The 25,124-nt window shown below is 47.6% G+C and carries 18 protein-coding genes and 1 pseudogene; 1 reads left to right on the plus strand and 18 read right to left on the minus strand.

Translation table 11 applies throughout. The features are described from left to right. A complete protein-coding gene (locus tag C7B65_RS00920; protein WP_073069031.1) occupies positions 1-5,118 on the plus strand; it encodes an nSTAND1 domain-containing NTPase in 5,118 nt (1,705 codons plus the stop codon). A gap of 373 nt (positions 5,119-5,491) precedes the next feature. Here C7B65_RS00920 and crtC read toward each other — a convergent pair whose 3' ends face one another. The 18 genes and pseudogenes from crtC to C7B65_RS01010 all read right to left on the minus strand — a co-directional run bounded on the left by crtC (position 5,492) and on the right by C7B65_RS01010 (position 25,080). Further along, the gene (crtC, locus tag C7B65_RS00925; protein WP_073069281.1) at positions 5,492-6,397 is read right to left on the minus strand and encodes a cyanoexosortase C; all 906 of its coding nucleotides are present in this window, start codon (positions 6,395-6,397) and stop codon (positions 5,492-5,494) included. A 113-nt stretch (positions 6,398-6,510) separates the two neighbouring features. Continuing rightward, complete coding sequence (hpsJ-C, locus tag C7B65_RS00930; protein ID WP_073069032.1) at positions 6,511-7,113, minus strand: HpsJ-like protein, cyanoexosortase C-associated; 603 nt, start codon at positions 7,111-7,113, stop codon at positions 6,511-6,513. 415 nt (positions 7,114-7,528) lie between these two features. Beyond that, positions 7,529-8,140, minus strand: a complete 612-nt coding sequence (locus C7B65_RS00935) for a PTPA-CTERM sorting domain-containing protein (RefSeq protein WP_106253881.1) — start codon at positions 8,138-8,140, stop codon at positions 7,529-7,531. 389 nt (positions 8,141-8,529) lie between these two features. Beyond that, positions 8,530-9,711, minus strand: a complete 1,182-nt coding sequence (locus C7B65_RS00940; RefSeq protein WP_073069034.1) for a glycosyltransferase family 4 protein — start codon at positions 9,709-9,711, stop codon at positions 8,530-8,532. A gap of 99 nt (positions 9,712-9,810) precedes the next feature. After that, positions 9,811-11,001 (minus strand): glycosyltransferase, encoded by a 1,191-nt coding sequence (locus tag C7B65_RS00945; protein WP_073069035.1) that lies wholly within the window; start codon positions 10,999-11,001, stop codon positions 9,811-9,813. A gap of 18 nt (positions 11,002-11,019) precedes the next feature. Next, positions 11,020-12,189: a glycosyltransferase family 4 protein gene (locus tag C7B65_RS00950; RefSeq protein WP_073069036.1), complete on the minus strand. Its 1,170-nt coding sequence runs from the start codon at positions 12,187-12,189 to the stop codon at positions 11,020-11,022. 172 nt (positions 12,190-12,361) lie between these two features. After that, positions 12,362-13,411, minus strand: coding sequence for a glycosyltransferase family 4 protein (locus tag C7B65_RS00955; RefSeq protein WP_073069037.1), 1,050 nt, complete (start codon positions 13,409-13,411; stop codon positions 12,362-12,364). Positions 13,412-13,413: 2 nt separating this feature from the next. Further along, positions 13,414-14,829 (minus strand): hypothetical protein, encoded by a 1,416-nt coding sequence (locus tag C7B65_RS00960; RefSeq protein WP_073069038.1) that lies wholly within the window; start codon positions 14,827-14,829, stop codon positions 13,414-13,416. Positions 14,830-14,847: 18 nt separating this feature from the next. Further along, entirely contained in the window at positions 14,848-15,942 is a 1,095-nt protein-coding gene (locus C7B65_RS00965) for a hypothetical protein (protein WP_073069039.1), read from the minus strand. 10 nt (positions 15,943-15,952) lie between these two features. Beyond that, positions 15,953-16,933, minus strand: a complete 981-nt coding sequence (locus tag C7B65_RS00970) for a glycosyltransferase family 2 protein (protein ID WP_073069040.1) — start codon at positions 16,931-16,933, stop codon at positions 15,953-15,955. A gap of 58 nt (positions 16,934-16,991) precedes the next feature. Continuing rightward, entirely contained in the window at positions 16,992-17,912 is a 921-nt protein-coding gene (locus tag C7B65_RS00975) for an FkbM family methyltransferase (RefSeq protein ID WP_181314307.1), read from the minus strand. Positions 17,913-18,026: 114 nt separating this feature from the next. Continuing rightward, positions 18,027-18,521: pseudogene (locus C7B65_RS00980) on the minus strand (acyltransferase); the annotation flags it as partial. Next, positions 18,512-19,663, minus strand: a complete 1,152-nt coding sequence (locus C7B65_RS00985; RefSeq protein ID WP_073069043.1) for a glycosyltransferase family protein — start codon at positions 19,661-19,663, stop codon at positions 18,512-18,514. The pseudogene C7B65_RS00980 and the gene C7B65_RS00985, both read right to left, overlap by 10 nt. Before the next feature lie 6 nt (positions 19,664-19,669). Continuing rightward, positions 19,670-20,734: an NAD-dependent epimerase/dehydratase family protein gene (locus tag C7B65_RS00990; protein ID WP_181314309.1), complete on the minus strand. Its 1,065-nt coding sequence runs from the start codon at positions 20,732-20,734 to the stop codon at positions 19,670-19,672. 83 nt (positions 20,735-20,817) lie between these two features. Further along, positions 20,818-21,825, minus strand: a complete 1,008-nt coding sequence (locus C7B65_RS00995; RefSeq protein ID WP_073069045.1) for a glycosyltransferase family 2 protein — start codon at positions 21,823-21,825, stop codon at positions 20,818-20,820. A 49-nt stretch (positions 21,826-21,874) separates the two neighbouring features. Continuing rightward, positions 21,875-23,143, minus strand: a complete 1,269-nt coding sequence (locus C7B65_RS01000; protein WP_073069046.1) for a glycosyltransferase family 4 protein — start codon at positions 23,141-23,143, stop codon at positions 21,875-21,877. A gap of 1 nt (position 23,144) precedes the next feature. Further along, positions 23,145-24,089 (minus strand): glycosyltransferase family 2 protein, encoded by a 945-nt coding sequence (locus tag C7B65_RS01005; RefSeq protein WP_073069047.1) that lies wholly within the window; start codon positions 24,087-24,089, stop codon positions 23,145-23,147. Continuing rightward, positions 24,076-25,080 (minus strand): glycosyltransferase family 2 protein, encoded by a 1,005-nt coding sequence (locus C7B65_RS01010; RefSeq protein ID WP_073069048.1) that lies wholly within the window; start codon positions 25,078-25,080, stop codon positions 24,076-24,078. Before C7B65_RS01010 ends, C7B65_RS01005 begins: the two co-directional genes overlap by 14 nt. Between the last annotated feature and the right edge of the window lie 44 nt (positions 25,081-25,124).

Consider the following 25,124-nt stretch of genomic DNA (forward strand, 5'->3'; position numbering starts at 1 on the left):
ATGCCCCGCGCCATTAGCCGACCCACCCTTTCCCTCGAAACTGGCAAAGCCAAACTGTGGATTCTGCTGGTCGGGGTCAATCACTACCAAGATACTCATCTACCTTCGCTGCAATATCCTGCCCTCGACTGTCAGGGATTAGCCGATGCGCTCACCGAGGCAACCCAAGAGTTTCCTCAACGAGAAATTCGCACTCATCATGATTTTGGGGCAGACGTGCCCAAACTAGAATCGGTGCGGCAAACGCTGCAACAGATGGTCACAGACGCGCAGCCTCAAGACACTGTGCTAGTCTACTTTTCGGGACATGGCGTGTTAGACGATCGGACTCAGCAAGCAGTGTTGTGTCTGGCAGATACTCAGAAAGATCGCTTGTTAGAAACGGGGTTCGCGGTTGCAGAATTGTTGAATTTGTTGGGGCAATGTGCCGCCCGTCAGCAAGTGATTTGGCTAGATGCTTGCCACAGTGGAGGCATGACGCTAAGAAGTGCGAAAGGACAGTCGATATTGTCGAATCCCACCGCCCAAATGATGAACGTGTTGGGACAACGTGCCGCTCAAAGTCAGGGGTTTTATGCGCTGTTGTCGTGCGATCGTGCTCAACAATCTTGGGAGTTCCCCGAATTGGGACATGGGGTGTTTACTTACTTTCTGATGCGGGGTTTGCGCGGTGAGGCGGCAGACGCTCAGGGCACGATCGAGGCAGACGGACTTTATAAATATGTCTATCACCAAACGCTGCAATATATCGATAAAACCAATCAACAACTGCGATTAATCAATCAACAAAAGCGCAGTCGCGGCGACACTCAGCTTCAAATTGAGTATCCAATGCAAACGCCAAAACGCATTGTTGAGGGCATTGGTGAATTGATTTTAGGCGTACGATCGGCAGCGATTTCTCCTCAAAATCCCCGTCAAGCGTTGGTGATTGAAGGACTTCCTAGCCAGCAAACCACGCTGAGTTTAAGTAAGGTACTTCACAACGCAGGCGGCTTTGATTTGGACTATTATCCCCAACCGGGCAAAGATTGGTCAGCCGTGCGTGAGGCGATTCAAACCTGCCTAAAATCTGCGGAACCTCTCCCCAGGCTTTCCACCACTGCTCTACTCTACTTGCGGGGACGGATCGAAGAAACCACCGAAGGCGATTCTTGGCTAATTCTAGGCGATGGCACTCGGATTGCTCGATCGTGGCTGCGGCAAGAATTACGTCGCTCTCAAATGGCACAACAAATTGTGGTGTTAGACTGCCCCGGCGCAACTTCTCTGACGGAGTGGGTTGAAGAGTTGCAACTCGGCAACAACCAAGGACAATGCCTGATCGCGGCAGCTTCTCCGGCAACAGAATCCGAAAAATTTGCTCAAATCTTGTTAGAAACGTTGAAAGTGGGCGATCGTCAAATCGGTCTTCCTGCCGCAGGTTGGATCGCGCAACTTCAAATCGCATTAGCAGGAGAATTGCCGCTACACGTTTGGTTGTCAGGTGCCCAAGGCGTGATCGAAGTGTTGCCCGGACGAGTTGGATCGCGCAGCCCTGAAACCGCAGGCTTTGACCTGGGACTCTGCCCCTATATGGGGTTGAGGGCGTTTTCAGAAGATGATTCTAAATACTTCTACGGACGAGAAGGTCTGACTCGCAAGTTGATTCAAGAAGTCAGTCACCAATCTTATTTGGCAGTGGTCGGCGCATCGGGAAGTGGCAAATCTTCGATCGTACAAGCCGGATTAATCGCGCAACTGCGACAAGGAAAGCAAGTTCCCAGCAGTGAGCAGTGGTGGATTGGGCAAATGCGTCCGGGCGATCGCCCTTTAGAAGCCCTTTCTCGTAGACTAGTAGACGCTGGCACCGAGAAAGAAAAAACTCTTCAACAGCAGCAAATTGAAGGCATCTTGCACCAAGGGACAGAAGGCTTTGTTTATTGGCTACGATCGCGCCCCGAACCTGTAGTTGTTCTCGTGATCGATCAATTTGAGGAACTATTTACTCTAGCAGCAACTGACGATCGCCAACAATTTTTAGATCTAATTTTGGGTGCTGTGAACTATGCCAGCGATCGCTTTAAGTTAATCCTGACGCTCCGTGCAGACTTCATTTCGCCCTGTTTAGAAATTCCTGAACTGGCGCTTATTTTGCAGCGATCGAGCGTTTTAGTACCGCCTTATTTGACCGAAAATGATTACCGTGAAGTGATCCTTCGTCCTGCCGAACAAGTCGGATTGCAGGTCGAATCGGGGTTAGTCGAAGTCCTTTTGCAAGAACTTGACCACAGTGCCGGAGACTTGCCCTTATTAGAATTTGTATTAGAACAACTGTGGCAACAACGTCGATCGGGCACACTAACTCTACAAGCTTATCAGCAACAAATTGGCGGATTGCGGGGCGCATTAGAACGGAAAGCCCAAGCGGTTTATGACAGTTTAGAGGCGGATGCTCAAGCCTGCGCTCGTTGGATTTTCTTATCACTCACGCAGCTAGGAGAAGGCACCGAAGATACTCGTCGTCGGGTGTCTAAAGCCGATTTGGTAGTGAAGAAATATCCGGTAGAATTGGTCGATCGCACTCTTCAAGCCCTCGCAACCGCCAAACTGATCGTCATCGGACTCGATGAATTAGACGCACACAGCAAAGGAGCACCGCCACAGAACCCCGACTTCACGCTTGACACTTCTTTCACCGACGTTTCGATCGAGGTGGCCCACGAAATCCTAATTCGCTATTGGTCTACCCTGCGCTGGTGGTTAGAAGAAAATCGTAATCGACTGCGATCGCAGCGTCAAATCGAGCAAGCTGCCCTGCACTGGAAGCAGAGCGATCGACAACCCGATTTTTTGTTGCGAGGCATTCGACTGGCCCAAGCCGAAGAACTCTATGTCAAATACACCGACGAGCTTCCGGCAGATACGCAGCGATTTATTGAAGCCTGTTTTAACGAGCGCCAACGCGAACAGAATGAAATCAAACGCAGACTCCGCAAAGCACAGATAACAGCGATCGTGATTGGGTCATTAGGCATCGCCGCCTGTGGATTAGCAGGATTTGCCTATTGGCAGCAGCGCAGTGCCCAACTCCGAACAATCGAAGCTTTAGCTGCCTCATCTGACGCGCTGCTATCGTCTAACCATCAGCTAGAATCATTGATTGCAGGAGTCAAAGCAGGACGGCAAATCAAACAAATCGATCGGGTCTGGAATCCGATTGCGATTGACTCTCGCATCGAGGCGATCACTACACTGCAACAAGCACTTGCTCACACTCAAGAACTCAACCGACTAGAGAGACATAGCCAGAAAGTTAACGATATCAATATTAGTAACGATGGAAAACTAATCGCTACAGCAAGCAACGATAAAACTATAAAACTATGGCGAGATGATGGCACCTGGATTAGAAACATAGAAAACCAGGAACGCATTAACACAGTCGTCTTCAGTCCGAATAGCAAAACTTTAGCAACTGCAAGCGCAGACAAAACAATCAAACTGTGGAATCAAAACGGAAAATTATTAAAAATCTTTAGTGGACATCAAGACTGGACAACCGATGTTCAGTTTAGCCCTGACAGTCGATTATTAGCCAGCGCGAGTCGAGACGGCACGATTAAACTTTGGCGACTCGATCGCAACATCCCAATCCAAACATTGCAAGGTCACAAAGGCTGGGTGAACAGCATTCGTTTTAGTCCTAATGGCAAAATCTTAGTATCTGCCGGAGAAGATGGCACCGTCAAACTCTGGCAAATTGACGGCAAAAATGATCGGTTACTGAAAAGTTTTATGGGGCATCGCGATCGCATCACCGCCACCACATTCAGTCCTGATGGCAAACTAATCGCTACTGCCAGCGCAGACAAAACGGCAAAACTTTGGTCACTCACCGGGCAGTTATTACAAACATTTGAAGGACATCTCGATCAAGTAAATGACGTTCGCTTTCATCCTCAAGGAAAAACGCTGGCGACGGCTGGAGCAGATGGCACCGTTAACTTTTGGAGCTTAGATGGAGCCTTGCTGCACACGATCAGCACCTCGCGCAATGAAGGAACCGCCGCCCACTCGGACGAGATTACCCGGATTCGCTTTAGCCCAGATGGAGCCATTTTGATGACTGCCAGCACCGACAAAACCGCCAGGCTTTGGAGTGTCTCTAACCTTAAGCCACTCAACAGTGGATTGTCTGTCACCAGTCTTAGCCCAGATGGTCAAACGATCGCCGCAGTCAATGACAAAACCATTCAGCTTTGGAGGCGAAGCAACGGAACCATTCAACCATTAGCGATCGTCTTAAAAGGACACACCTCCACCATTACGGCGGTAGAGTTCAGTCCTGATGGCATCTTAGCCTCTGCCAGCGCCGATAAAACCATCAAACTTTGGAATGTTACAGACGGATCGCGAATCAGAACGCTAACAGGACATCGCGATCGTGTCACCGCTCTCAGCTTCCGCAACGACAGCAAACTCTTGGCATCTGGCAGCGCCGACAAAACCATCAAACTCTGGAATGTTGCAAACGGCTCACTCTCAGGCACTCTCAAAGGACACGACGACGAAATCACCGCCGTGCGCTTTAGCCCAGATGGGCGACTCCTCGCATCTGGAGGCTATGACAACACCCTCAGACTTTGGTATCCAGACAGCACCGCGTCGATCGTAGTCGGACGACATCAACTCGCGATCGCGGCGATCGCCTTTAGCCCAGATGGACACTCGATCGCGTCTGGCAGTTGGGACAACACCATCAAACTTTGGACACTTGGCGATGTCACACCTAACAAAGAAGCCACTCCCAGCCAGACACTCACCGGGCACAGTGATGGAGTCACCAGCCTTAGCTTTAGCCCAGATAGCCAAATTCTTGCGTCTGGTAGCGCCGACACGACCCTCAAACTTTGGGATACCCAAAATGGTTCGCTACTCAAAACCTTGAGCGGACAGGGCGATCGCATTCAAAGCGTTAACTTCAGCGCCGATGGCAAAACTCTGATCAGCAGCAGCGATCGTCAAGGCGTAGTTTTGTCGAACTTAGATTTAGACGACCTGTTAAAGCAAGGCTGCGATCGACTGCAAAACTATTTGCAAAGTCACCCCAACAGCGATCGTAATTTGTGCGATTGATTTTTAGTAGACGATCGCCTGACGTGCAGTGCAATTTTAGGTGATACTAATTAACCTGAGTTCGGGTTAAGCCGAAGGCTGAAATCCCCACTGCAAGTAGCTTGAGCCAAACAACCAGCTAGTAATCTTTTCTCAATAAGTCCTACTATTAAGAATATTCTCAATTGTGAGGCTTATTGACAAGAGCCTGATGTGGAGCATAGCAGCAAGGCACGGAAAATCAGGACTTCTGGCGATTTCTTATCCCGAACTCAGGTTAATTAATTTTAAGTGATACTAATTAATTTTAGGTGACAGATCCGCATAAGGGACAATGCCATGCCCGTGCAGGAAGGGCGCGTGGGGTAGGGGCACGATATGTCGTGCCCTCTATCTACTCTTTTACAGTTTGTTGATTCATAATCCACATTACTAAGTAGTAGTAGACCGTGAACAAAATCGTCGAGAAGATCTGTCCGCCCCAGGTGCCGTGCCAGAAATCAAACGAATCTTTGCCCCAATAAACCGACGCGATCGTCAACAGCATAATTCGAGGAATGTTGAAAATCAGGGCTAACATCACGCCAACCACGACCATCGCGATCGTGTTCAGGCGACTTTGCTTGAGCCACAGCCCCATCAGCAAGCTTGCCCCCGCCATCGTCACCGCCATCTCAAACCCATTGCACACAAACCCAATCTGCACGGCTCCGGCTGGCAACTCAATGATGAATTCTTTTGCGATCGCAGGTTGTCCGATCGCTTGCAGTGCCAAGCTACCCGCCCAAGCCATCAAATTTTCGAGATAGTGAGCGGGAGTGATCATTTTCCAAACCTCTCGGAGCGCGTAAGTCCAATCTGGGTAAAGGCTAACTAAAATGAGAATACTTTGAACAGCATAGATTTTGAAAAAACGAATGCCCCAAGAGCTATAGGCAATGCCAATCAAAATCACTGCCCAGAGGAGCGCTCTTAGCGAAACCGATGAGAAGCAAACCGGAAAGAGCGCGGCACTCCCAAAAATAATGAGATAGCCCGTCAGCCGCTCTTCATCAGAAACCACCATGCGGTTCACCGATTTGCGGTGTTTCCATAAATGGTCGAGTCCCAAATAGAGAAAGCCAAGATTAAAGAGGATGTTTGACGACCCATGTAGGCATGTATCGACTGCAACCTTGAGCCAATCGGGTAGATAAAACAGCCCCATCAACAGACCAAAGGTAACGATGCGATGATGAGGCGTGCAGGAACTAAATTGGGCTAGCCGAACAACGCCTCGTTGAATTTTTTGCTGGATCATAACCTGATAGGTGTTCACTATGGCGATCGTCTAATTGCAACCAATTGTTGAGGGGCGATCGTCCAAAGATCTTCCCCCAAGGTTGGGTTGCCCCGGCAGCGACTTCTGATTGATTAAGCTTTAGATGGACGATTGCCATATTGCCCCAAGCCAATGAGTGCTATGCCGACAATCACTAAGTTGCCAATGCTCGAAAGGCTGGTTTTGACAATTCCAGTTTTGGCATTTTGTTTGAGTGTGGAAGCTTGTTGTGTCAAGGCTTGAGAGGCTTTTTGGATGTCTTCTGGGGTGACTTTGACTTTGCCCTGCACTGAGCCAGGCTGGACTGCTTGAATTTGATTTTGCAGCGTTGAGGCTTGAGCGCTAATCGTGTTGACTGCTCTCTCTTGAAAAGCCAGCCCGTCGCGAATCACCAGCACACAGGCAAGATTGAACAAAACGCCCAGAATCAGACAGGCGATCGCTAACCGCTTGCGTAAACGTCGCGATTCTAAGCTGCCATACATCAGCAGCGCTAAACCAAACAGTAGAATAATGCTGCGATCACCAACCTGCTGAAACAAAGAAAGCCGCCACTCAATATTTCCAAATGCAGGCGGAATCACTAGCGCTAACACATCGAAAATGAATCCGGCAATGCAGGCGACCCCGACAATGCGACACAACCCTGTAGAGCTATAAGCAGGGGCAAAACTTTGAGAAGAAACTGTGGTCATAGAAGTTACAACAACTCATTCAATACTAGATAGGAGCTTAATTCAACCCGTTGAGAGACAAACCGGATACTTATGGAAAACTTGAAGAAACGCCAAAACTCAACATCTGACCATGAACGATCGAGGAGCAGACGCTTCAGAAAGGCAACAATGAATGCGTCTGTGAAGTGTCTGACTCCTGGCTCGATCGTGGTGTTTAAGGAACACGGGTTAAATAAGACCCGGATTTGCCCTCACCCCAACCCTCTCCCCAAGGAGAGGGAGTAAGATTCTGGTTCCCCTTCTCCTAGGGGAGAAGGGGTTAGGGGATGAGGGCGAAAGGCTAAAACGTAGCCCGAACAATGTGCAGTTTTATTTGACTCACGATCCTTAACTAGCAGACGAGTTTTCAACTCGGTGCCAATGGCACAAAAGACTAGGCTTCAGCGTTCGCTGCTGCCATCTCTTTCTTGCGCTTGCGGAGCATACCCATACCTAAACCAATCAACCCTGGCAACAGTGCAGGCGTTGGAATTGCAACAATTGATGCAGAATAGGTGGCAGGGTTAAAGTTAGTTAGCTGAGACGTGAACAGACCACCCTTCGCAGCAATGGAGTCAGCACCACTTCTAAAGAATCCTTCAAAAGTTGCACTCGAAGTACTATTGTTGTAAATGAACTTTGTGAGATCGAAGCTGATGCCTCCTCCAATGTTGGTGATGAAGTTAGTCACTGGAGCACTACTGAAGAGGTTACCTCCAAGCGCGCTTAAAGTGAGGTTTTGAATTGAAGGCTCGGTTCCGCCCAAGCCAGCAAAGCTACCATTGCTACTAGCACCGATCGTAGTCTTTAGCAGATTGCCTGCGACAGAGGAGAATTCAAACTGAGTTGGGGCAGTGTTGTTGGGATTAGCTTGAACATTTCCACTAATGCTGAGAACGCTACCAGGAGTGATGCTAAGGGCTTGAGCGGGGGATGCCGAAACTGTGGCAGCAGATAGGGCGATCGCGGTCGCGGCTGCCCCGAAAAACATTGTCTTTGATTTCATTGATTTAACCTACTAACGTTTAGGGGCGTTCATTCGGAAGCAGTCTGAACAGAACCTAGTAGGCTACCGCTCTCAAGACAGGGCTGGAAATCTTTGAGTAAAAGATGAGCAAAAAACAATCGCGTTTAATGTTGCCATTGTTTGCTCCAGCCTGAGTCGAGAGTCTTCCGATGCTGGTAGCCTGGAAATGCACGTTAGCCCTGATTTCTTAAAAACTTTTATCGTCTTAGGTGTAAGCACCAGGTAAACTAGTTGCTTTCCCTGATTGTGTCACTTTTGTCTATGACACGCATCTCCTAACATATTAGGCAATCTCACCGGGTTTGGCATCACCTGCTAAAGGACTTTACTGTTAGTTCACACAATTTCACTGACGTAAGCACAATAGCTTACAAAACTGTGCCAGTTTGGATCGGTGTTAACGCTTGATCAGCCACCACACGCTCTAAAACTTGGGCAACTTTTTGACAAGTTCCATCCAGGTGAAAAGCTTGACTTGCATGCTGGTAGGCACGTTGAGCGATCGCCGCCGCCAGATCGGGATCGGCATAGCACTCATTGATCACCTCAGCCAACTTTTCAGCATTATTGCCCGGCACCAACCACCCAGTCGCCCCCGGCTCAATCAACTCCACCACACCCCCGGCGGCAGTTGCCACGATCGGGCGTTGACACAGCATCGCTTCCACAATCACCCGACCAAACGGTTCGGGTGAAGTTGACGTGTGAGCAACCAAATCGCAAGCACTCATTAGCTCAGACACATCTGCCCGAAAGCCGAGAAACTTGACGCGATCGTGCAGCCCCAACTCTGCAACTTGTTGATGGAGGCGATCCACATATTCCTGTTCACCAAACAGCGCATCGCCCACCAACAGAGCTACCACATTGTTAGGACAGTGCGTCAAAGCTTCTAGCAAAACGTGTTGCCCCTTCCAGGGAGACAAGCGGCTAAAACTACCGACGACAAACCGCCCTTCCAGTCGAAGCTGCTGCCGTAACTGTGTTGCATTTTCGGGTGACTGTTGAAATCGCTCTGGCAAAAAACCGTTGTAAATCACTTCTGTGAGTTCTGTCTTACCGCCTGCCGCCACAAAAGCCGTTTGTGTTGCTTTTGAGTTGGCAATCACTCGCTCCGCAAACCAATTGGTCAAAATAGGAACTAGTCGGAAGTTAATTAGGCTGAAATGTTCCGCAGTGAGAATATCGTGCAAACAATGCACCAACGGACGGCGGCTGAGAAAACTCGCGATCGTTCCCACAACCAGCGCTTTTGCTGTATTGGTGCAAATCACATCATAGTCTCGACTCAGCTTCAACACCTCCAAAACTAAAGGCACAATTTGCTTCAAGCTCGTAAAACTTTGCCAAGCGTTACTGCCTCGGTTCACCCTGATCGCTTGTTTGCTCAACACCCGCACCGGAATTTGTTCTTGCTCTAGACGGGCCTGGAACGAACCTTCTGCCATCAGCGCAACTAAGCAAGAATCTCGGTACTGTCGAGCAATATCGAGTAGAAACAGTTCTGCGCCTCCCAATACTCCACTATGGTCTAAGAATAAAATCTTCATAACGTAGGCTTTTTGGGTAGTGAAAAGGATTTAAGAAATAACGCTTTAACTTTAATTTTAAGAGAGACAGAAGCAAGAAACCGCCAAATCGCGGATTTATTAGAGAATTTTTGCTCCATTGCTCAATTTGTCATAAGGAGACAGATCCTCTATCACCAAGCTTGCTAAAAGTTGGGCAAATTTCTGACAAGTTCCATCCAGGTGAAAAGCTTGACTTGCATGCTGGTATGCACGTTGAGCGATCGCCGCCGCCGCTTCTGGATGAATTTGACACTCGTTAATCACATGCGCTAATTTCACCGCATCATTCGCTGGCACTAACCACCCCGTTAGATTCGATTCGATCAGTTCCAAGACTCCTCCGGCTGCGGTTGCCACGATCGGGCGTTGACACAGCATCGCTTCCACAATCACCCGACCAAACGGTTCGGGTGAAGTTGACGTGTGAGCAACCAAATCGCAAGCACTCATTAGCTCAGACACATCTGCCCGAAAGCCGAGAAACTTGACGCGATCGTGCAGCCCCAACTCTGCAACTTGTTGATGGAGGCGATCCACATATTCCTGTTCACCAAACAGCGCATCGCCCACCAACAGAGCTACCACATTGTTAGGACAGTGCGTCAAAGCTTCTAGCAAAACGTGTTGCCCCTTCCAGGGAGACAAGCGGCTAAAATTACCGACGACAAACCGCCCTTCTAAGCCAAGCTGTTGTCGGAGTTGTGTAGTCTGGGTGGGTGAGGTCTTAAACCGTTCTGGCAGAAACCCGTTGTAAATCACTTCGGTTAATTCAGCCCTGCCCCCTGCGGCTACAAACGCAGCTTGAGTTGCTTTAGAATTGGTGATCACTTTTGTCGCACAGACATTGGCGATCGTAACCACAATCCGCAAATTTGCCTGACTGAAGTGATCGGCTGAGAGAATGTCTCGTAAATAGTGAACTAGAGGGCGACGGCTAATCAGATTCGCGATCGCGCCAATCACCATTGATTTTTGCGTGTTGGTGCAAATCACGTCATAGTCTCGACTCAGTTGCGCGATCTTAACGATCAAAGGAAATAGCTGTCGCAAATTGCTGAAACTTTGCCAAAGACTGCTGTCTCGCTGAACGGCGATCGATTGATTGGTTAGCACCTGTACCGGAACGCGCTCTTGCTCTAATAGAGTTTTGAACGGGCCCTCGGCCATCAGCCCCACCAGACAATGATCCCGATGATAACGAGCAATATCGAGCAGAGAGAGTTCCGCACCTCCTAAAACCCCACTGTGGTCTAAAAATAGAATCTTCATGAGCGTCACTGAAAGTATCTAATAAACGATTTTAGTCTCAGGAGACGCGCCGATCGCGAGAGATGGGACTCGATCGGAAAGCGCACTGCTGTAGACTACTTTAATCTGTTGAGCCACTACAGACCAGGCATAGTGATCTCTGACATAGGCTCTGCAAGCCTCAGCATCAGGCAGCGATCGCTGACCCGATAAAATTTCTAGCAGCCCTTGCGCCAGGTGTTCAGTAGAAGAACCCTCAAACATCAGGTCAGCAGACAATGGACGCAACACTTCTGGAATCGCTCCAACAGGTGTGCCGATGACAGGCGTTCCCGATGCCAAAGACTCGATCATGATTAAGCCAAACCCTTCGAGTGAAAGCGTCGGCACCACCGAAAAATCAGCCGCCCGGTAAGCCAGTGCAAGCTGTTCGTCAGGGACAAACCCCAACAATCGAACGTGATTGGTTAAATCGAGAGATTCAATTTGCTGATGTAGCGTTTCTGCTAATTCTCCCTTCCCAGCAATCAGCAACAAAGCATCTGGGTGGTGTTGTCGCACCGTCTGCATTGCGCTCACCAAATTTTCTAGCCCCATACGTTTTTTGAGTCGCCGTGTGGCAAAGAGAATCGGACGATCGCACTCCCAGCCAAGTTTTAGTCGCGCCTCTGATTTAGAATCGCTAAACGCAAAGCGATCGAGATCGACCCCAGGTGGCACAACGTGAATGCGATCGTAGGGGATCTGATAGGACTGATGCAACAGATCACGAAACGCTGTAGAAAGCACAATTAGCTTACTCGCACGTTGGTAATACTTTTGCTCTAACGTTTTCTTTAACCAGGTATTGACAGTGGAATAGCCTTCAACCTGGCTTTCTAACGCCCACGGTCCGTGAAAATGAACAACTAAAGGACGATCGCCAATTAAATTTAGAATGGGAAACCCGTAGAGCGCAAAATGCGACACGACCAAAGGCAAATCTTCTTCTTTGAGCACCTGTTGCACCGCCGATCGTAGACCTTGCCAACGCTTCAGCAACGAAACCTGCTGCGGAGCAAACACTTGAATCTGTCCGTGAGACTCTCGAAAAACCTGGTCTGAACCCGTAACTAAACCACGCATTTTGATTCCGGCGGCGGGCAGGTGGCGGGTACAGTCATAGTAAAACCGATTGAGTCCTCCAGTTTGCTCAGGGAACCAATCCATACCGATCTGGAGTGTGTTTAGCATATTTGATACACTGCAATAATGGAATTTGAGACCTTAGCACGCAATTTGACGGCAGTGATACAGCCTGATTGAAAGGGTAGAAGGCAGCAGGATCGAGACAAACGCCGTAAAAGTAGTTCAAAATACCCAACAACAACTTCTGTGTTTGCTAAATACGCTTACTTTGCATTGACTTAGCGATCGCCGTCAGATAGATGTCCTCATACTGCTTAGTGATCTCTTGCCAATCAAACGCTTCAGCCCGCAAAAGTCCCTTAGCTACATAGGAAGATCGGAGTGTTTCATTTGCTAATAAATCATTAATCTGCTCACCTAGCGCAGAGTCTGCTGCCAACACTCCATACTGACCGTCGTCTAACACTTCACACGCGCCAAGATTTGGGCTGGCAACCACCGCAGTTCCAGATGCCATTGCCTCTATGTAAGGAACACCAAACCCCTCATAAGTGCTTGGCATACAAAACACCCAGGCTCGCTGATAAAGCTCACAAATTTTTTCGAGCGGAACCTTGCCAAAATTAACAACCCCCTCGCCTTGAATCGGCTGGTCTGCCACAGTCCAAAGTTCTGCATTGGGAAAGCGCGATCGCACCTCTCTCACAAAGATGTCTGCCAAAAACGCACCTCGTTTGCGTCCTCCCACAGTGCCTACAAATAGAACACAAGGATAATCTGCCTTTTCACCTGGGCGAAATCGAGAGAGATCCACTCCACAGGGAATGATCATCGAAACAGCAGGAATGCGCCTCTGGGTTGCCCTTGACACCCCGATGTTGGCATCTGCAACCCACGAACCCACCTGTTCTAACCCGGCAATGACAGTTTGATAGATGCGACGACGCAGCCGGACTGCATGTTTTGCCTCATCGATCGCAGAACCGTGAAACGTCCGTAAGTGAGGATGGCAACTAAAAAGCAGATAGTTATCGCCGTGAGTATGGACAATATCAAATTCAGAAAAGTCAGTTTGAGCAAGACAAGCCGCGAAAAAAAATGATTGTAGGCGCAGTCGTCTTATAGCCGTAGGGATCGCATATTGATGCACCTGATAACGACACTCGTCATAAACAGGACTAAAGGTGAACATTGTTACCTCGTGTCCCTGATCTACCAGAACATTAGCTAGATAGTGAGACTGAGCCGCAACACCTCCTTTTGCTTCATTGGGTAAATCGACATGAGTCATTGCAATTTTCATCGTTAACTCCCTTCTGTTTGATGGTCGTAATATTTTTGGGAAGCCACACCCAAACCAACGAAGCCCCAGAAAATAATTCCAGACTCCCTCACTAAGACATTTCCAAACACTAGCTGTAGACACATAGCTAGGACGATCGCGCGAATCGTGCTTGTAAAGGAATCCGATCGACCTTTATTCCCCTTAAATAACCGGAGGAGCAGTAAGAGCAACCCTCCACCATAAAAAACCATGCCAATCCAACCAAAGGTGAACAGCAGATCCAAAATGGCGCTATCGTAAGTTGGTATAACACCCGTTCCATATCCAGTTAAACTAGATGAAGCCTGACTCAACAATCCCTCATAGGTTGCCCTGCGGACTTGAGCACTCGTATCGTTGTCTAGGTCAGACAAAGTGTCTATGCGACTGTTGATCGCCTCCGCGAAGGGTTCCATAGTCGTTAAGGGAATCACTGCAAGCGCAAGGACAAAGACGATCAGAATTAACCGCAACTGAAATTTGGGGCTAAGGGAGGTGCCCAATGCCACTAAGCCAAACATCCACCCACCCCAGGCAGAACGGACTAACGTCAACATAAAACTCAAGTACCCTGCTATGGAAGCGGGAATTTGCAGAACCCCTTGAGCGCCTTGTCCACTTAGCATCATCAGTAGCCCTGCCATCATCCAGACAGCGAAGGGGCCGGGTGAGTTCATCGTGCTGAATAATCGAACCTCCTCATTGTCAATACTGCCGAAAGAGCCAGCACCTTTTTCAATGACGGCTGATAGCCAGAACGTGTCCCAAGCGGGCATACTCGTATATTGAATAATTCCATAAACACCTGTCACCAAAACGCCCCAAAAGAAGACCCTTTGAGTGTTTTTTCGATATTCAGGATAGTTCTGCCAATGTAAAACTAAATAGAAACTAAATAGAACTGGAATTAGCCAATCTAACCCAGTTTTTGCCACGCTAAACAGTGAGCCATTAACGGCTCCAATGCCAAAACTGTAGGCAATTCCAACAAGCATCAATATATAAGGAACCGTGTCTCCTCGACACAGTTTTGGAAGCTGTTGTAGCAGCGGCGGGAGGATCACCAAAACTGCTAAGTAGGGCGCTAATAGAACCAGACGAGTCTCATCAAACTGACCTGCGTAGAAGTCAGATATACGACTCACACAAGGAGTCAGAAACCAGAGCCACCATGAAAAACCGAGGTAGAGGATTGGATATTTCTGATGCAGCAGAAACGCAACGAGCAAGGCTCCTAACGGATAACTGAATCGCAGAACACTCCCTAGATGCGCGAAAACACACACGCTTGTAAACAAGACAAACGCTAGGATTATAGCCCAAGCGGCCGCAGGCTCTAAGCCGATCGCGGCGAAAGCTGAGGGACGTTTGTAGAGGGTTGCGGTTTTATGATTCATGCGTGGATGCGAACCTGATTAAATGTTGCTGTTGTCTAACGATCGGGTTGCGAAACAATCCGCAAAAGTTTTTGCTTGAGTGGATAGCTGGTGAGTTTGATACCAGCCGTAGGCACTGTCTGCAACCGCTTGTAAAGCACTTGAGCTAGAGACACCCACGTCTAAAGTCCAATACTGTTGTCCTGCTTGCAATCCATCACTGTCAGGATGAGGACGATGGCAGATAGGCAGTAAACCGTGAGCGCAATAGGCAGCAAAAATGGTGGATTTGGCTAAACGCCCACTGTAGTAGTGCAAAAACCCTGCGATCGAGGTTGACAAAATCTCACTGATTTCTTCGGTGGGTCGTTTCCCTAACGCCGTGATAGGAACGGTACCAATCGTGGATAACTCTAATCCAGTTGGCATTCCGATATCCAAAATCTCCTCAATCTGCAAACGATTGCAGATCTGATGCAGCACCGATTGAGAATGACGATAGACGCGCCGTCGGTTTCCGGCTTGCCCAAAAATCACAAGCTGCTTCTTACGGGCTGAGAGAGGCAGAACAGATTGAGGTTCAGCAATGCCAGAAAACACTGGAAGACAGGGGATGTCAACGTGTTTTTGTTGGCTGAGTGTTTGCAAGGTTCTTGCATATTGTTCTGCACTGGTGATGCAGCGATCGCTCAAACATGCGACGCGACTTGCCAACTGTTGATGAATTGGGGCCAGCCAAAACCCTGACCTCCAAGGCGGCTCAGTGGCAATCAGTTCATGAAACATCGTGATTAACAGCATATCAGGAGCCTGTTGCTTCCAGTTCTCTAGCCCATCAATCAGCCACCATGGACACCCACGTTTTGCGTAGCCATAGTTGACGTAATGCAGGAAGACTGGGGTGGTTGGTGGATGATTGAGCAAGGCAGTTTGAAGCGTCTTGGCAGAACGATCGCTCAACGTCTCAACTGAAAAATTAGCCAGTGGCTCTATGTCTCTCCAGTCACAATCTCCAACAATAAAGTGCGTTTTAATTCCAAAGTCTTGCTCTATTCGTCTCGCTAAACAAAATGCGTAATCGCCAATACCATCGATCGCGGGTGGCAGGCGAGGCACAATCGAAATGATGGTCATCACGTCCCCACTAAGCTTTAAAAGGAGTCAACTGCTTGCCTTTCAATTGGTCGATCAACAGGCGATTTAATAAGTTGGGGCAAGCCAGCAAAATTGCCTGAGTCAACCCTCGTAGCGAAAGACGCTTCGACCAGGGATAGGAACTTGAGGTGTAAACACGGTAGGCCGATGCTTTATCAGAAATCGTCAACCATCGGTTAATTGCTGAACTTGCATAACGCTCAAGAAGCTCTTGACGCACTCCTTCAAGATTTTCGGGCAGATCGAGCGCCTCAATTAATTGATAAACCAAATTACTATGGTTGTTACCCGTAGAGACAGCCCTTTCTGTCAATCGGTACATTGCAGTGTATTGGTTGAGGAAGAAAAACGGTGTATGGGCAGCAGCGATTCTTAAGCTGAAATCGTAGTCACACACATCTTCAACATCCGCCGTATCGCGATAGCGAATTGTTTTTGCCACCTCAGTAAGAATCATGTAGCCATCATTAGGAAATTGAGCAACCAACGCTGACCAAAGTGCAGAAGGTTGCAATCCTGCATATTGATCAGTGCGATAATACCCGTCATTCAGATTTTGAGACGGCATTTGCAGCACTTCACCTGCCATGTTGATGACAGACTGTTTGCCGAAACAGGCGACCAAATTAGGATGATCGATCCAGCAGTCTGACATCGATTGAACTGCATTGGGGAGCAGGAGATCATCGTCATGCAGCAAAACCAGGCGATCGCCTTGTGCTAAATCAAATAATCGATTGACGTTTCCTGCTTGTCCGAGAGCGGGTCGATTTTGGTAATACCGGATTTTTTCTGACTTGTTTAAACCCTGAACCATCTGCTTAGAGGCATCATCCTTAGAATCATCGCAGACAATTATTTCAATTTCTGAATAGGTTTGAGCAAAGCAGGACGTGATTGCTTGATGCAGCAAGTCAGGGCGTTGATAAGTTGGGATGCAGATAGAAACAAGCGGGCTGAATGAACTCATAAAAACTACCTCAACTCTTGCTCCCAGAAACCGATTGAAATTGTACAGGTTACATTCTTCATGATGAGATAGAGCTTAAGAACTCTGGTTTGACAAATAAAACGTCATGCTGATGATTAAGAGCAGATGTAGATTCTTCAAATCGATAAGAACCAAATCCAGCTTTTTCAATTAAGTAGGGTCGAAAGCCATAGCTTTTTAATAAACAATGGACTTCGGAAGCTGATGATCCCAATTCTCGTAACCAGGTATCGGTAACTTCTACCAATAGAGCTATCTTCTGACTGCTGAGAAGTTTTTCCAAGCCTTTGAGTACCCTAAACTCAAAACCCTCAACATCTATTTTTATGAGCACTCTAGACTCAGACAAGTCTGGTAGAATGTCTTCACCACGCTCAACTTGAACTCGATCGATGTGCTGCTCAGATTCTACAATCGGTCTGAAGGTTGCTGTGCCTGTATTGAAATCTAGAGGATTACTGAGCACGAGTTCAGAGCGTTCGTCGCCTAGCCCCATCCAGTAGAGATGGACGTTTTTTAGTTTATTGATCACTAGCTGTGCTTGAATGATTTCAACTAACTTTTTCTGCGGTTCAAACGCATAAACCTGCCCACTTGCTCCAACAATCTGAGCAGCCAAAATCGTGTGAACCCCAACATTTGAACCAATATCTACGAAAGTATCTCCTTGCCTCAGATACTTTTTAATTACGTACTGGTTTTGTCGATCCTGATGTCGCCCTGTAAAGTAGTGAAGTCGCCCGCTAAAATCTGCCACGTCTGCACAAATGTATGCATCAATGGCTCGATCATAAAAAGTTCGATACTGCTTTTTGTCTTGCCATAAAGATGCGTCAGAGTTTACTCCTCCTAGCCAACGCAACACGGTGCCTCGACCTGCGGGCAACACCTGAATTAGGGGTTTCACAAGCTCACAAAGTTCAGGGGTAAGGGGATTTTTGCTAAAACGTCGTTTCATCTTGTCCATAATCCATCTTTAGAATTGGGGTAGGTTACAAAACTATTTCTTGATCTCACAAACGAGCTAGTGAAATAGGCGACTATGGTTTAGTTGATACTGCTGATTTCCTTTACGCTCTCGAATCAGTCGGGCTGGGTTGCCACCCACGATCGTGTGAGGTAAAACATCTTTCGTCACGACCGAACCAGCAGCAACGATCGCATGGTGTCCGATCGTCACTCCTGGTAAAATCAGCGCTCGTGTCGCAATCCATGCATAATTTTCAACCACTACTGGTTTATCAATACCAGCAAAACACTCGCTATCCGGATCATGATAGGCAGTTAAAATCATGACTTCAGGTGCCAAGTTGACGTTGTTGCCGATCGTGATCCCGCCCCTGCCGTCGAGTTGACAATCGCGGTCAATTACACAATTGTCGCCGATGCTAATTTGACCTCGTGTGTAAAGTCTCAGCCGCATGTGAATTGAGCTACTTTTCCCCAAACTCATTTTCATGAAGTGACGCAGAAACCAGCGTCGAAGCAAATGGCTAGGAAAATGGGAAACAAAGGAATTGAAAACGTATAGCAGAACGCTTAACCCAACTGATTTGATCAGGAGCATATAGCCACCTTTTCTGCCTGCAAGGGTTTCCAAAAACGCGATCGCACCTCCTCTAAGCTGAACTGAGAACGCACTAATTGCAGTGCATTCTCAACGATCTGCGTGATCTGAGGTTGGGCCGCTTCAATGCTTTGCTCGATGATTGTAGGATCGAGGGAATGAGCTAGAATTGCAGCATTGTGTGTTTTTAGAAGTTGACCTGCCGCCGCGATCGCAGGGCCGTGATACAAGATTGGTAGTCCACTCCCTAAATAGGTCACCATTTTGGTTGAGAGACTATACTTCACGAAAGCTTCGGTCTCACTGCCAAACGGCAAAGGCATATACAAGGCATCTACTTGGTCTAAGTCGTTAGCGACTTCTGTTTGAGATCCCCAAGGCAAAAGCTTAATTGCAATGGTTGGGCTGTTGAGTTTAAACAGAACTCCGCCTCGAATTGTCAGCGAGACAGACCAATCTGAATGGGATTGCTGAAATCGATTAAGGGCTTCTAGCAAGGCACAGAAGTTTGCTTCATAGGTGAGATGAATCGCTCCCATAAAGTAAACTCTTAAATGCTGAGGCGGACGGGTCAGCGCCACCGCCGGAATGTCGGTGAGTCCATCGGTGACGATCGTCCATGACCTCTGCCCATATCGCCGACAATACTCCTCCCCCATTTCTTTTGAGATCACAAATCGCTCGGCTGCATTTGCCCAAGCTTCGCCAATATGCGCCATGCCAAATTTTTGTTCTAACCGATTTTGCAGCGCGTAAGCAAGATCGTCATGCACCGTTAGATAGTAAGGCAGACCCAATCGTTGAGCAACTCGGTAGGCATACCAAAAATCAACCGAGTGAGCGATCGCATGAATGCCCGTTGCGTGGTGCTGCATACAAAGATCGCTTAATTGTTGTTCAAACTGTTTGACGAACAGCGACTCGATTAGATAAGAATATCGACCTAAACGAGTTTGCTCAATTCGACCCAAACTAGGACGAATGGGTAAGTGGATTTCTTGCGCGATCGTAGTAGGTGGTGGACTTTGAGGTGACGTGCAAACACTTAAAAATGGCACGGGTGAATCTTGCAGCAGAGAGCGAAAGATCCGAGGACCGCCGCCCGGAGAGTTGAGTCCATAAGGTTGAACAAAAACCAGCATTACAAATTACCTCACACTCACAATCTGGCGTTGAGTCCAGCTTTGACAGATTTCCTCAAAAATGCTTTGCAAACTCTTCGTGATATCCCAATCGGGGTAATGGGACTTAATTTTGCTCAGGTCGCTGATATAACAGATGTGATCGCCTTCGCGGTTTTGGTCTACATAGTCATAGACCATTTTCTGACCCGTGATTTTCTCAACTAGGGAAAAAGCTTCTAGAATCGAGCAGCTATTGTTGCGCCCGCCTCCCAAGTTGTAGACCTCACCTTGTCGAGGATTTTGGATAAAGGCATGGATGAATCGGGCTACATCCCAAGAGTGAATGTTATCGCGCACTTGTTTGCCTTTGTAACCAAACACGGTGTAGTGCTTGCCTTCTAGATTGCACTTGACCAAATAGCTGAGAAAGCCGTGTAGTTCTACACCAGAGTGGTTAGGCCCCGTTAGACACCCGCCTCTCAGGCAACAGGTTTTCATGTCGAAGTAGCGTCCATATTCTTGCACCATGACATCGGCGGCAACTTTTGATGCGCCAAAAATAGAATGCTTGGATTGGTCAATTCGGCATTGTTCTGTGATCCCGCCGTAGTGTGTTGCCTGGGCATAGTCCCAGCGAGTGTCTTGCTCGGTCAGGGGTAGTTCGTTGGGTGAGTCGCCATAGACTTTGTTCGTAGACATGTGAACAAAGACTGCCTTTGGTGCATAGCATCGGGTCGCTTCCAATAGATTTAACGTGCCAACCGCGTTGGTATCAAAATCTTTGAAGGGAATTTTAGCCGCTAGGTCGTGGGAAGGTTGAGCAGCGCAGTGGACGATCGCGTCGGGCTTGAGCGTCTCAATTAGCTCTAGCACCTGCGGCCGATCGCGAATGTCTAGCTCATAATGCCTAAAGTTAGGCAAATCTGCTTCGAGCCGTTGTTGATTCCAGCGAGTATCGCCACCAGAGCCAAAAAAATCTGCCCGCATGTTGTTATCAACGCCGCAGATTTCCCAACCCTCTTTAGCAAAATAAGTGCAAACTTCAGACCCAATCAAGCCCGAAGAGCCTGTAACCAATAGTTTTTTCATGCTCATCTCTATGCTCTAACCTCTACTTTCAGACGTATACTTACAGATCGGGAGTTTTACCATTCTTTTACATGGGTTTCTGCTTACCATCCAAAAATTCTCAGGAGATTCTGAACAAGTCGAATTGTCCAGCGCTTTGAGTCTTTTTGAGTCTGCTTTAGCCAAGCATGAACTGATTTTTCAAACGAGTTGCGGGGATCAGCTAACGGCTCCCCTTGCTGCCACTCATACCCCATCTGCTGACTCATTTCCTGCCAGTCTGCCTGCCAAACGTCTAGCTTTCTAAATCGATCGATTCCATACTTAGAGAAAAGATCCAACAACTCTCGATCCCAGTAATAGAAAGCGCGAGGTTGAATAGTTGTCATATCTACGCCTTGTTCAACATATTCTGCCAGCCATTCTGGTTTTAGCGGTTGAACCTCGGAGGGAGCAACCCCATACATATGACGATATTGTCGATAGATTTGAATGGGTCGCTTGGTCGGATTGTTGATGCACTCCCAGCACTGATACCATCGCTGTTTGCTCTCCATTCGATCCCAATCGGTGTATTGGTAATGGAGGACTCGGATATCTTGTAGTGCGATCAAGGGAGCCTTTTCTGGCAGAGGAATTCGTTTGCTATGAATGGCTTGCCCCGAATGATCGCTGCCATCATCAACAAATCCAAACGGCAATTTAGTCTCGCAAAGCCAGCCTGAAGCACATCCTGGCATGACATTCACCCATTGGAAATACAGTACTGTCCCCTTGGGTGCTTGGAGAATCTGTTGCCATTCAGGACTGGTTGACCAATTTGCGGTCAGCATTTCATCGGCATCTAGCGCAATGATTAAGCGATCGCCCGGAATCTGTCGCGCGGCATTGAGCAAAAGTGCCTGCCGTGCGCCTTCATCGTAAACAGGAGATGGATTCTCGATCAGCGTCACTTTGGGATACTGTCGGGCAATCTCTTGAGAGCCATCTGTAGAATTTTGGTCAGCAATGATGATGTGATCTGCCCAAAGACTCGCACATTGAATGAAGCGATCGAGAATCCAAGCTTCATTTTTGATGGGTGTAACACAGATAATTTTTGGTTCCATCATTTGTGATGTTGGTAGAGATTGAGTGACTCGCTCAAGCGTCGCAGGGAGGTTACCTATTTTTCGACTCTGTTATGCCTTCACGATCGCGATCGCAGTGAACTGCTGTACTGTGTTCTATCAAAGATTGATACAGTAGCTGACGCTGATTGACGATCGCTTGCATTGAATAAGTTTGTTCAACCAACAACTTTCCAGATTGCCCTAGCTGATGGCGAAGTTGGGGATCTTGCAACAGATGGATAATGATCGAAGCAACATTTTCGGGGAATTGATCGACCGTCAACCCGCCGCCATTGCCCTCAATAAATCTTGGTAGCCCTGGAGCTTTGCCGCCGATGACAGGTTTACCATAGCTCCAAGCTTCTAAGTAGACTATTCCCAGGGTTTCATTGACTGAAGGCATACAAAACACCGTGCAGGCAGCAAAAGCATTTGCTTTTTCCTGTTCACTGATTGTCCCTAGATATAAAATGCGGGGATCGCTGTCATCAAAATACTTTGCAGATTCTGGTGTGTGTGAACCGATAAAGACAAAGCGAGTTTCAGGACAATGCTGCCAAATCTGCTGGGTTGCCTCCAAAATTGCTTTTGTTCCTTTGTACTCACACATCCGTCCCACAAACAAAACAATGGGGAAATCTTGCAGCCCGTGTTGATCGCGAAACTGACCTGGATCAGCCATGGGTGGCAGAATCGGGCAAATGCCAATTACCTGAATTTGTTGAGCAGAGACACCCAAAGCGATCAAGTTCTCTCGATCTCCTTCTGTTAGAGCAACAACAGCATTACAACGCTGATAAAATTCTACATTCTGCCCATCATCGCCCCATTGTTTAGGATGGACATGAGGTGTGCAAATGAATGGAATTCCCAATCCGTGAGCCGCTTCTTGAGCTGCCCAACCTAAATAATCAATCGCTACAGAATGCACCACGTCAACATTCTGCATGATTTGACGCAGTTTGGGCACAAAGATTTGACGATAGCGTTGATAGCCAAATTCCCTGACAGCATCATTAGCGACCCGCCGGACTCCAGGGATGACTTGAACGGCGATTGGCAACAAACGTAGCCGATCCATCTGAGTTGGACTTAAGGCGTGTATCGGAACTTGCCCATCTTTATGGCTCAGGTGCGGCTTCGCCAATAGATGTGGATGAAGAATCGTCAGCCGTCTTGGTAATTTGGATGTTGAAAAATTGACGGCGGCAATTTCGACTTGGCAACTGCTCGTCAGTTCTTGCCCCATCAATCGCACCTCAGTTTCGATGCCGCCCACGACCGGGTGATAGTGTTGAGCGACGAGTAAGATCTTCATGTCAAGAATCGGCTTCCTTCATTAATTCCGGTAAAAAAGACCCAGCGTACCGTCGAAGCGCACCTCCATAGAACCGGAGGGACTGTCTAACTTCTCCCTGCTTGAGATGCCGTGTGCCAGCCTCTAACCCCTTGTGTGGAGTCACCCGACCCTGACGAAAACGCCATGCAGCTTTGACGAGTGCTTTTTGTTCGGCGGTTAAACTTTCTAAATGTCGCCATTTTTGATAAAGCTTTTGTTGCTGTTGAGCATACCTTTCTGAGTTTGTGGTTGACTGATGGTCATGCCGTCGATACCTAACCAGTTTTTGCGGCACAAAATGAACCTGGCTGTGCAAAGCGATGTGCAGAAATAGATCAGTATCTTCGCAGGGTTGACCAAAGGCTTGATCCCATCCGGGGGTGCGATCGTAGATAGCTCGTCGAATCAGTGAAATAGACGGCAAAATCACAGCAGGCATAAAAACACTCACAAAGGGCGTGATAGGCTCTTCGTCAGTCAACTCATGTACCCCAAAGCGAGAGGGTGCAAACCTGGGGAAATAGGGGGTTTCAATAATCGCGTCACTGTCATCGATGTAGTGATAGTGGCAATAGGCAAGCCCCACTTTTGGATGTTGATTTAGATACTCAGCTAACACAGACAGCATTTCTGGATCGAGGCAGTCATCAGCGTCAAGAAACAATAAATAGTCACTGTCTTTTGAGGAAGCATTAACTCCTGAAAGGCGCGCACTTGCAACTCCTTGATTAGATTGTTGAATCAAGCGGAGACGTGGATCGCCACTCAGGTACGATCGCACGACTTGAGCAGAATTATCTCGACTTCCATCATCGACAACAATATGTTCCCAGTCGGCGAACGTTTGCGATCGCACACTTTCGATCGTTTTGCCGATGTAGCGATCGCAGTTATAACAAGGCGTGATAATGCTAACTTTTGGCATAGTGCTTCCTGTTAAGCAAATTTTTCACGTAAACTTTCAAACCTAATAGATCGCAGGCGAAGGGATCTGTTTGCAGCATTTTGTGAAAGTAGAACATTGATCTGGCTCGATCGTGGTGCCAAAAATAATGTTCATTCGCAAATCTTGCGTAGCACTTCGCGATCGCTCTTCTAATTCTATTCGTATCATTCTGCTCAAGAACTTCTTGATGAATTCGCTCCATCTCAACATCAAATTTATGTCTAGATGATTGGGTTTTAGAGAGATCGTGGAGCCTGTATTTAGACAGAACTACCGGAATGGAAGTAACTTTTGCATCCCTGAGTAACAATCTCACCCAATATTCATAATCGAAAGCATATTGTAAGCGTTCATCGAGTAAGCCGCTTTCTCTGATCGACTGCGTATTTAAGAAACAGGATGGTTGTGGAATTAAATTCTTCTCTAAAATCGTGGATAAAGTCAGATTTTCTACATAGGGCCAGGAAAATAAAAAGCCGCCTTCAGTATCAACAAATTCACACTGTCCATAGCAGAGATTAAAGTTGTCTTTCCAGAAAGCTTTTGCAATATTCCTTAATACGTCTGGGGTGTAAACATCGTCTGAGTTTAGCCAGGTGAAAATTTCACCATTGATATAACTAAACCCTTCATTGATTGCATTCGTCTGACCATTGTCAGGTTTACTAACCCAATAGGTTAGAAATGACTCATATTTTTTGATAATCTCAACAGAATTATCGGTACTCCCACCATCCATAATGATGTATTCGAGATTAGGGTAGCTTTGCAAAAGCACCGATCGAATGGTTTCTTCAAGAAATGCTCCCTGGTTGTAGGAAGGAGTCACAATACTAATTCGAGGATATTCAGACCCGTCAGGTAAGCGATCTGGTGACGGCTGACTTTGTTCAGTCCAAGGAAACCCTGTCTTACCAGCAGGCGGAGTGGGCAAATCTTCCAAACTTAGGTGATGAGCTTTAGTTCTCATATCCAAACAATTTCCTCAAACTAAATTAATGTTAGATTATGCAG

Source organism: Phormidesmis priestleyi ULC007, assembly GCF_003003695.1.
Classification (GTDB): domain Bacteria; phylum Cyanobacteriota; class Cyanobacteriia; order Leptolyngbyales; family Leptolyngbyaceae; genus Phormidesmis_A; species Phormidesmis_A priestleyi_A.

What these genes read in the sequence shown, in the direction of transcription:
- C7B65_RS00920 (WP_073069031.1), top strand. Translation starts at nt 1, where the DNA reads ATGCCCCGCGCCATTAGCCGACCCACCCTTTCCCTCGAAACTGGCAAA.
- crtC (WP_073069281.1), bottom strand. Translation starts at nt 6,397, where the DNA reads ATGATCCAGCAAAAAATTCAACGAGGCGTTGTTCGGCTAGCCCAATTT.
- hpsJ-C (WP_073069032.1), bottom strand. Translation starts at nt 7,113, where the DNA reads ATGACCACAGTTTCTTCTCAAAGTTTTGCCCCTGCTTATAGCTCTACA.
- C7B65_RS00935 (WP_106253881.1), bottom strand. Translation starts at nt 8,140, where the DNA reads ATGAAATCAAAGACAATGTTTTTCGGGGCAGCCGCGACCGCGATCGCC.
- C7B65_RS00940 (WP_073069034.1), bottom strand. Translation starts at nt 9,711, where the DNA reads ATGAAGATTTTATTCTTAGACCATAGTGGAGTATTGGGAGGCGCAGAA.
- C7B65_RS00945 (WP_073069035.1), bottom strand. Translation starts at nt 11,001, where the DNA reads ATGAAGATTCTATTTTTAGACCACAGTGGGGTTTTAGGAGGTGCGGAA.
- C7B65_RS00950 (WP_073069036.1), bottom strand. Translation starts at nt 12,189, where the DNA reads ATGGATTGGTTCCCTGAGCAAACTGGAGGACTCAATCGGTTTTACTAT.
- C7B65_RS00955 (WP_073069037.1), bottom strand. Translation starts at nt 13,411, where the DNA reads ATGAAAATTGCAATGACTCATGTCGATTTACCCAATGAAGCAAAAGGA.
- C7B65_RS00960 (WP_073069038.1), bottom strand. Translation starts at nt 14,829, where the DNA reads ATGAATCATAAAACCGCAACCCTCTACAAACGTCCCTCAGCTTTCGCC.
- C7B65_RS00965 (WP_073069039.1), bottom strand. Translation starts at nt 15,942, where the DNA reads ATGACCATCATTTCGATTGTGCCTCGCCTGCCACCCGCGATCGATGGT.
- C7B65_RS00970 (WP_073069040.1), bottom strand. Translation starts at nt 16,933, where the DNA reads ATGAGTTCATTCAGCCCGCTTGTTTCTATCTGCATCCCAACTTATCAA.
- C7B65_RS00975 (WP_181314307.1), bottom strand. Translation starts at nt 17,912, where the DNA reads ATGAAACGACGTTTTAGCAAAAATCCCCTTACCCCTGAACTTTGTGAG.
- C7B65_RS00985 (WP_073069043.1), bottom strand. Translation starts at nt 19,663, where the DNA reads ATGCTGGTTTTTGTTCAACCTTATGGACTCAACTCTCCGGGCGGCGGT.
- C7B65_RS00990 (WP_181314309.1), bottom strand. Translation starts at nt 20,734, where the DNA reads ATGAAAAAACTATTGGTTACAGGCTCTTCGGGCTTGATTGGGTCTGAA.
- C7B65_RS00995 (WP_073069045.1), bottom strand. Translation starts at nt 21,825, where the DNA reads ATGATGGAACCAAAAATTATCTGTGTTACACCCATCAAAAATGAAGCT.
- C7B65_RS01000 (WP_073069046.1), bottom strand. Translation starts at nt 23,143, where the DNA reads ATGAAGATCTTACTCGTCGCTCAACACTATCACCCGGTCGTGGGCGGC.
- C7B65_RS01005 (WP_073069047.1), bottom strand. Translation starts at nt 24,089, where the DNA reads ATGCCAAAAGTTAGCATTATCACGCCTTGTTATAACTGCGATCGCTAC.
- C7B65_RS01010 (WP_073069048.1), bottom strand. Translation starts at nt 25,080, where the DNA reads ATGAGAACTAAAGCTCATCACCTAAGTTTGGAAGATTTGCCCACTCCG.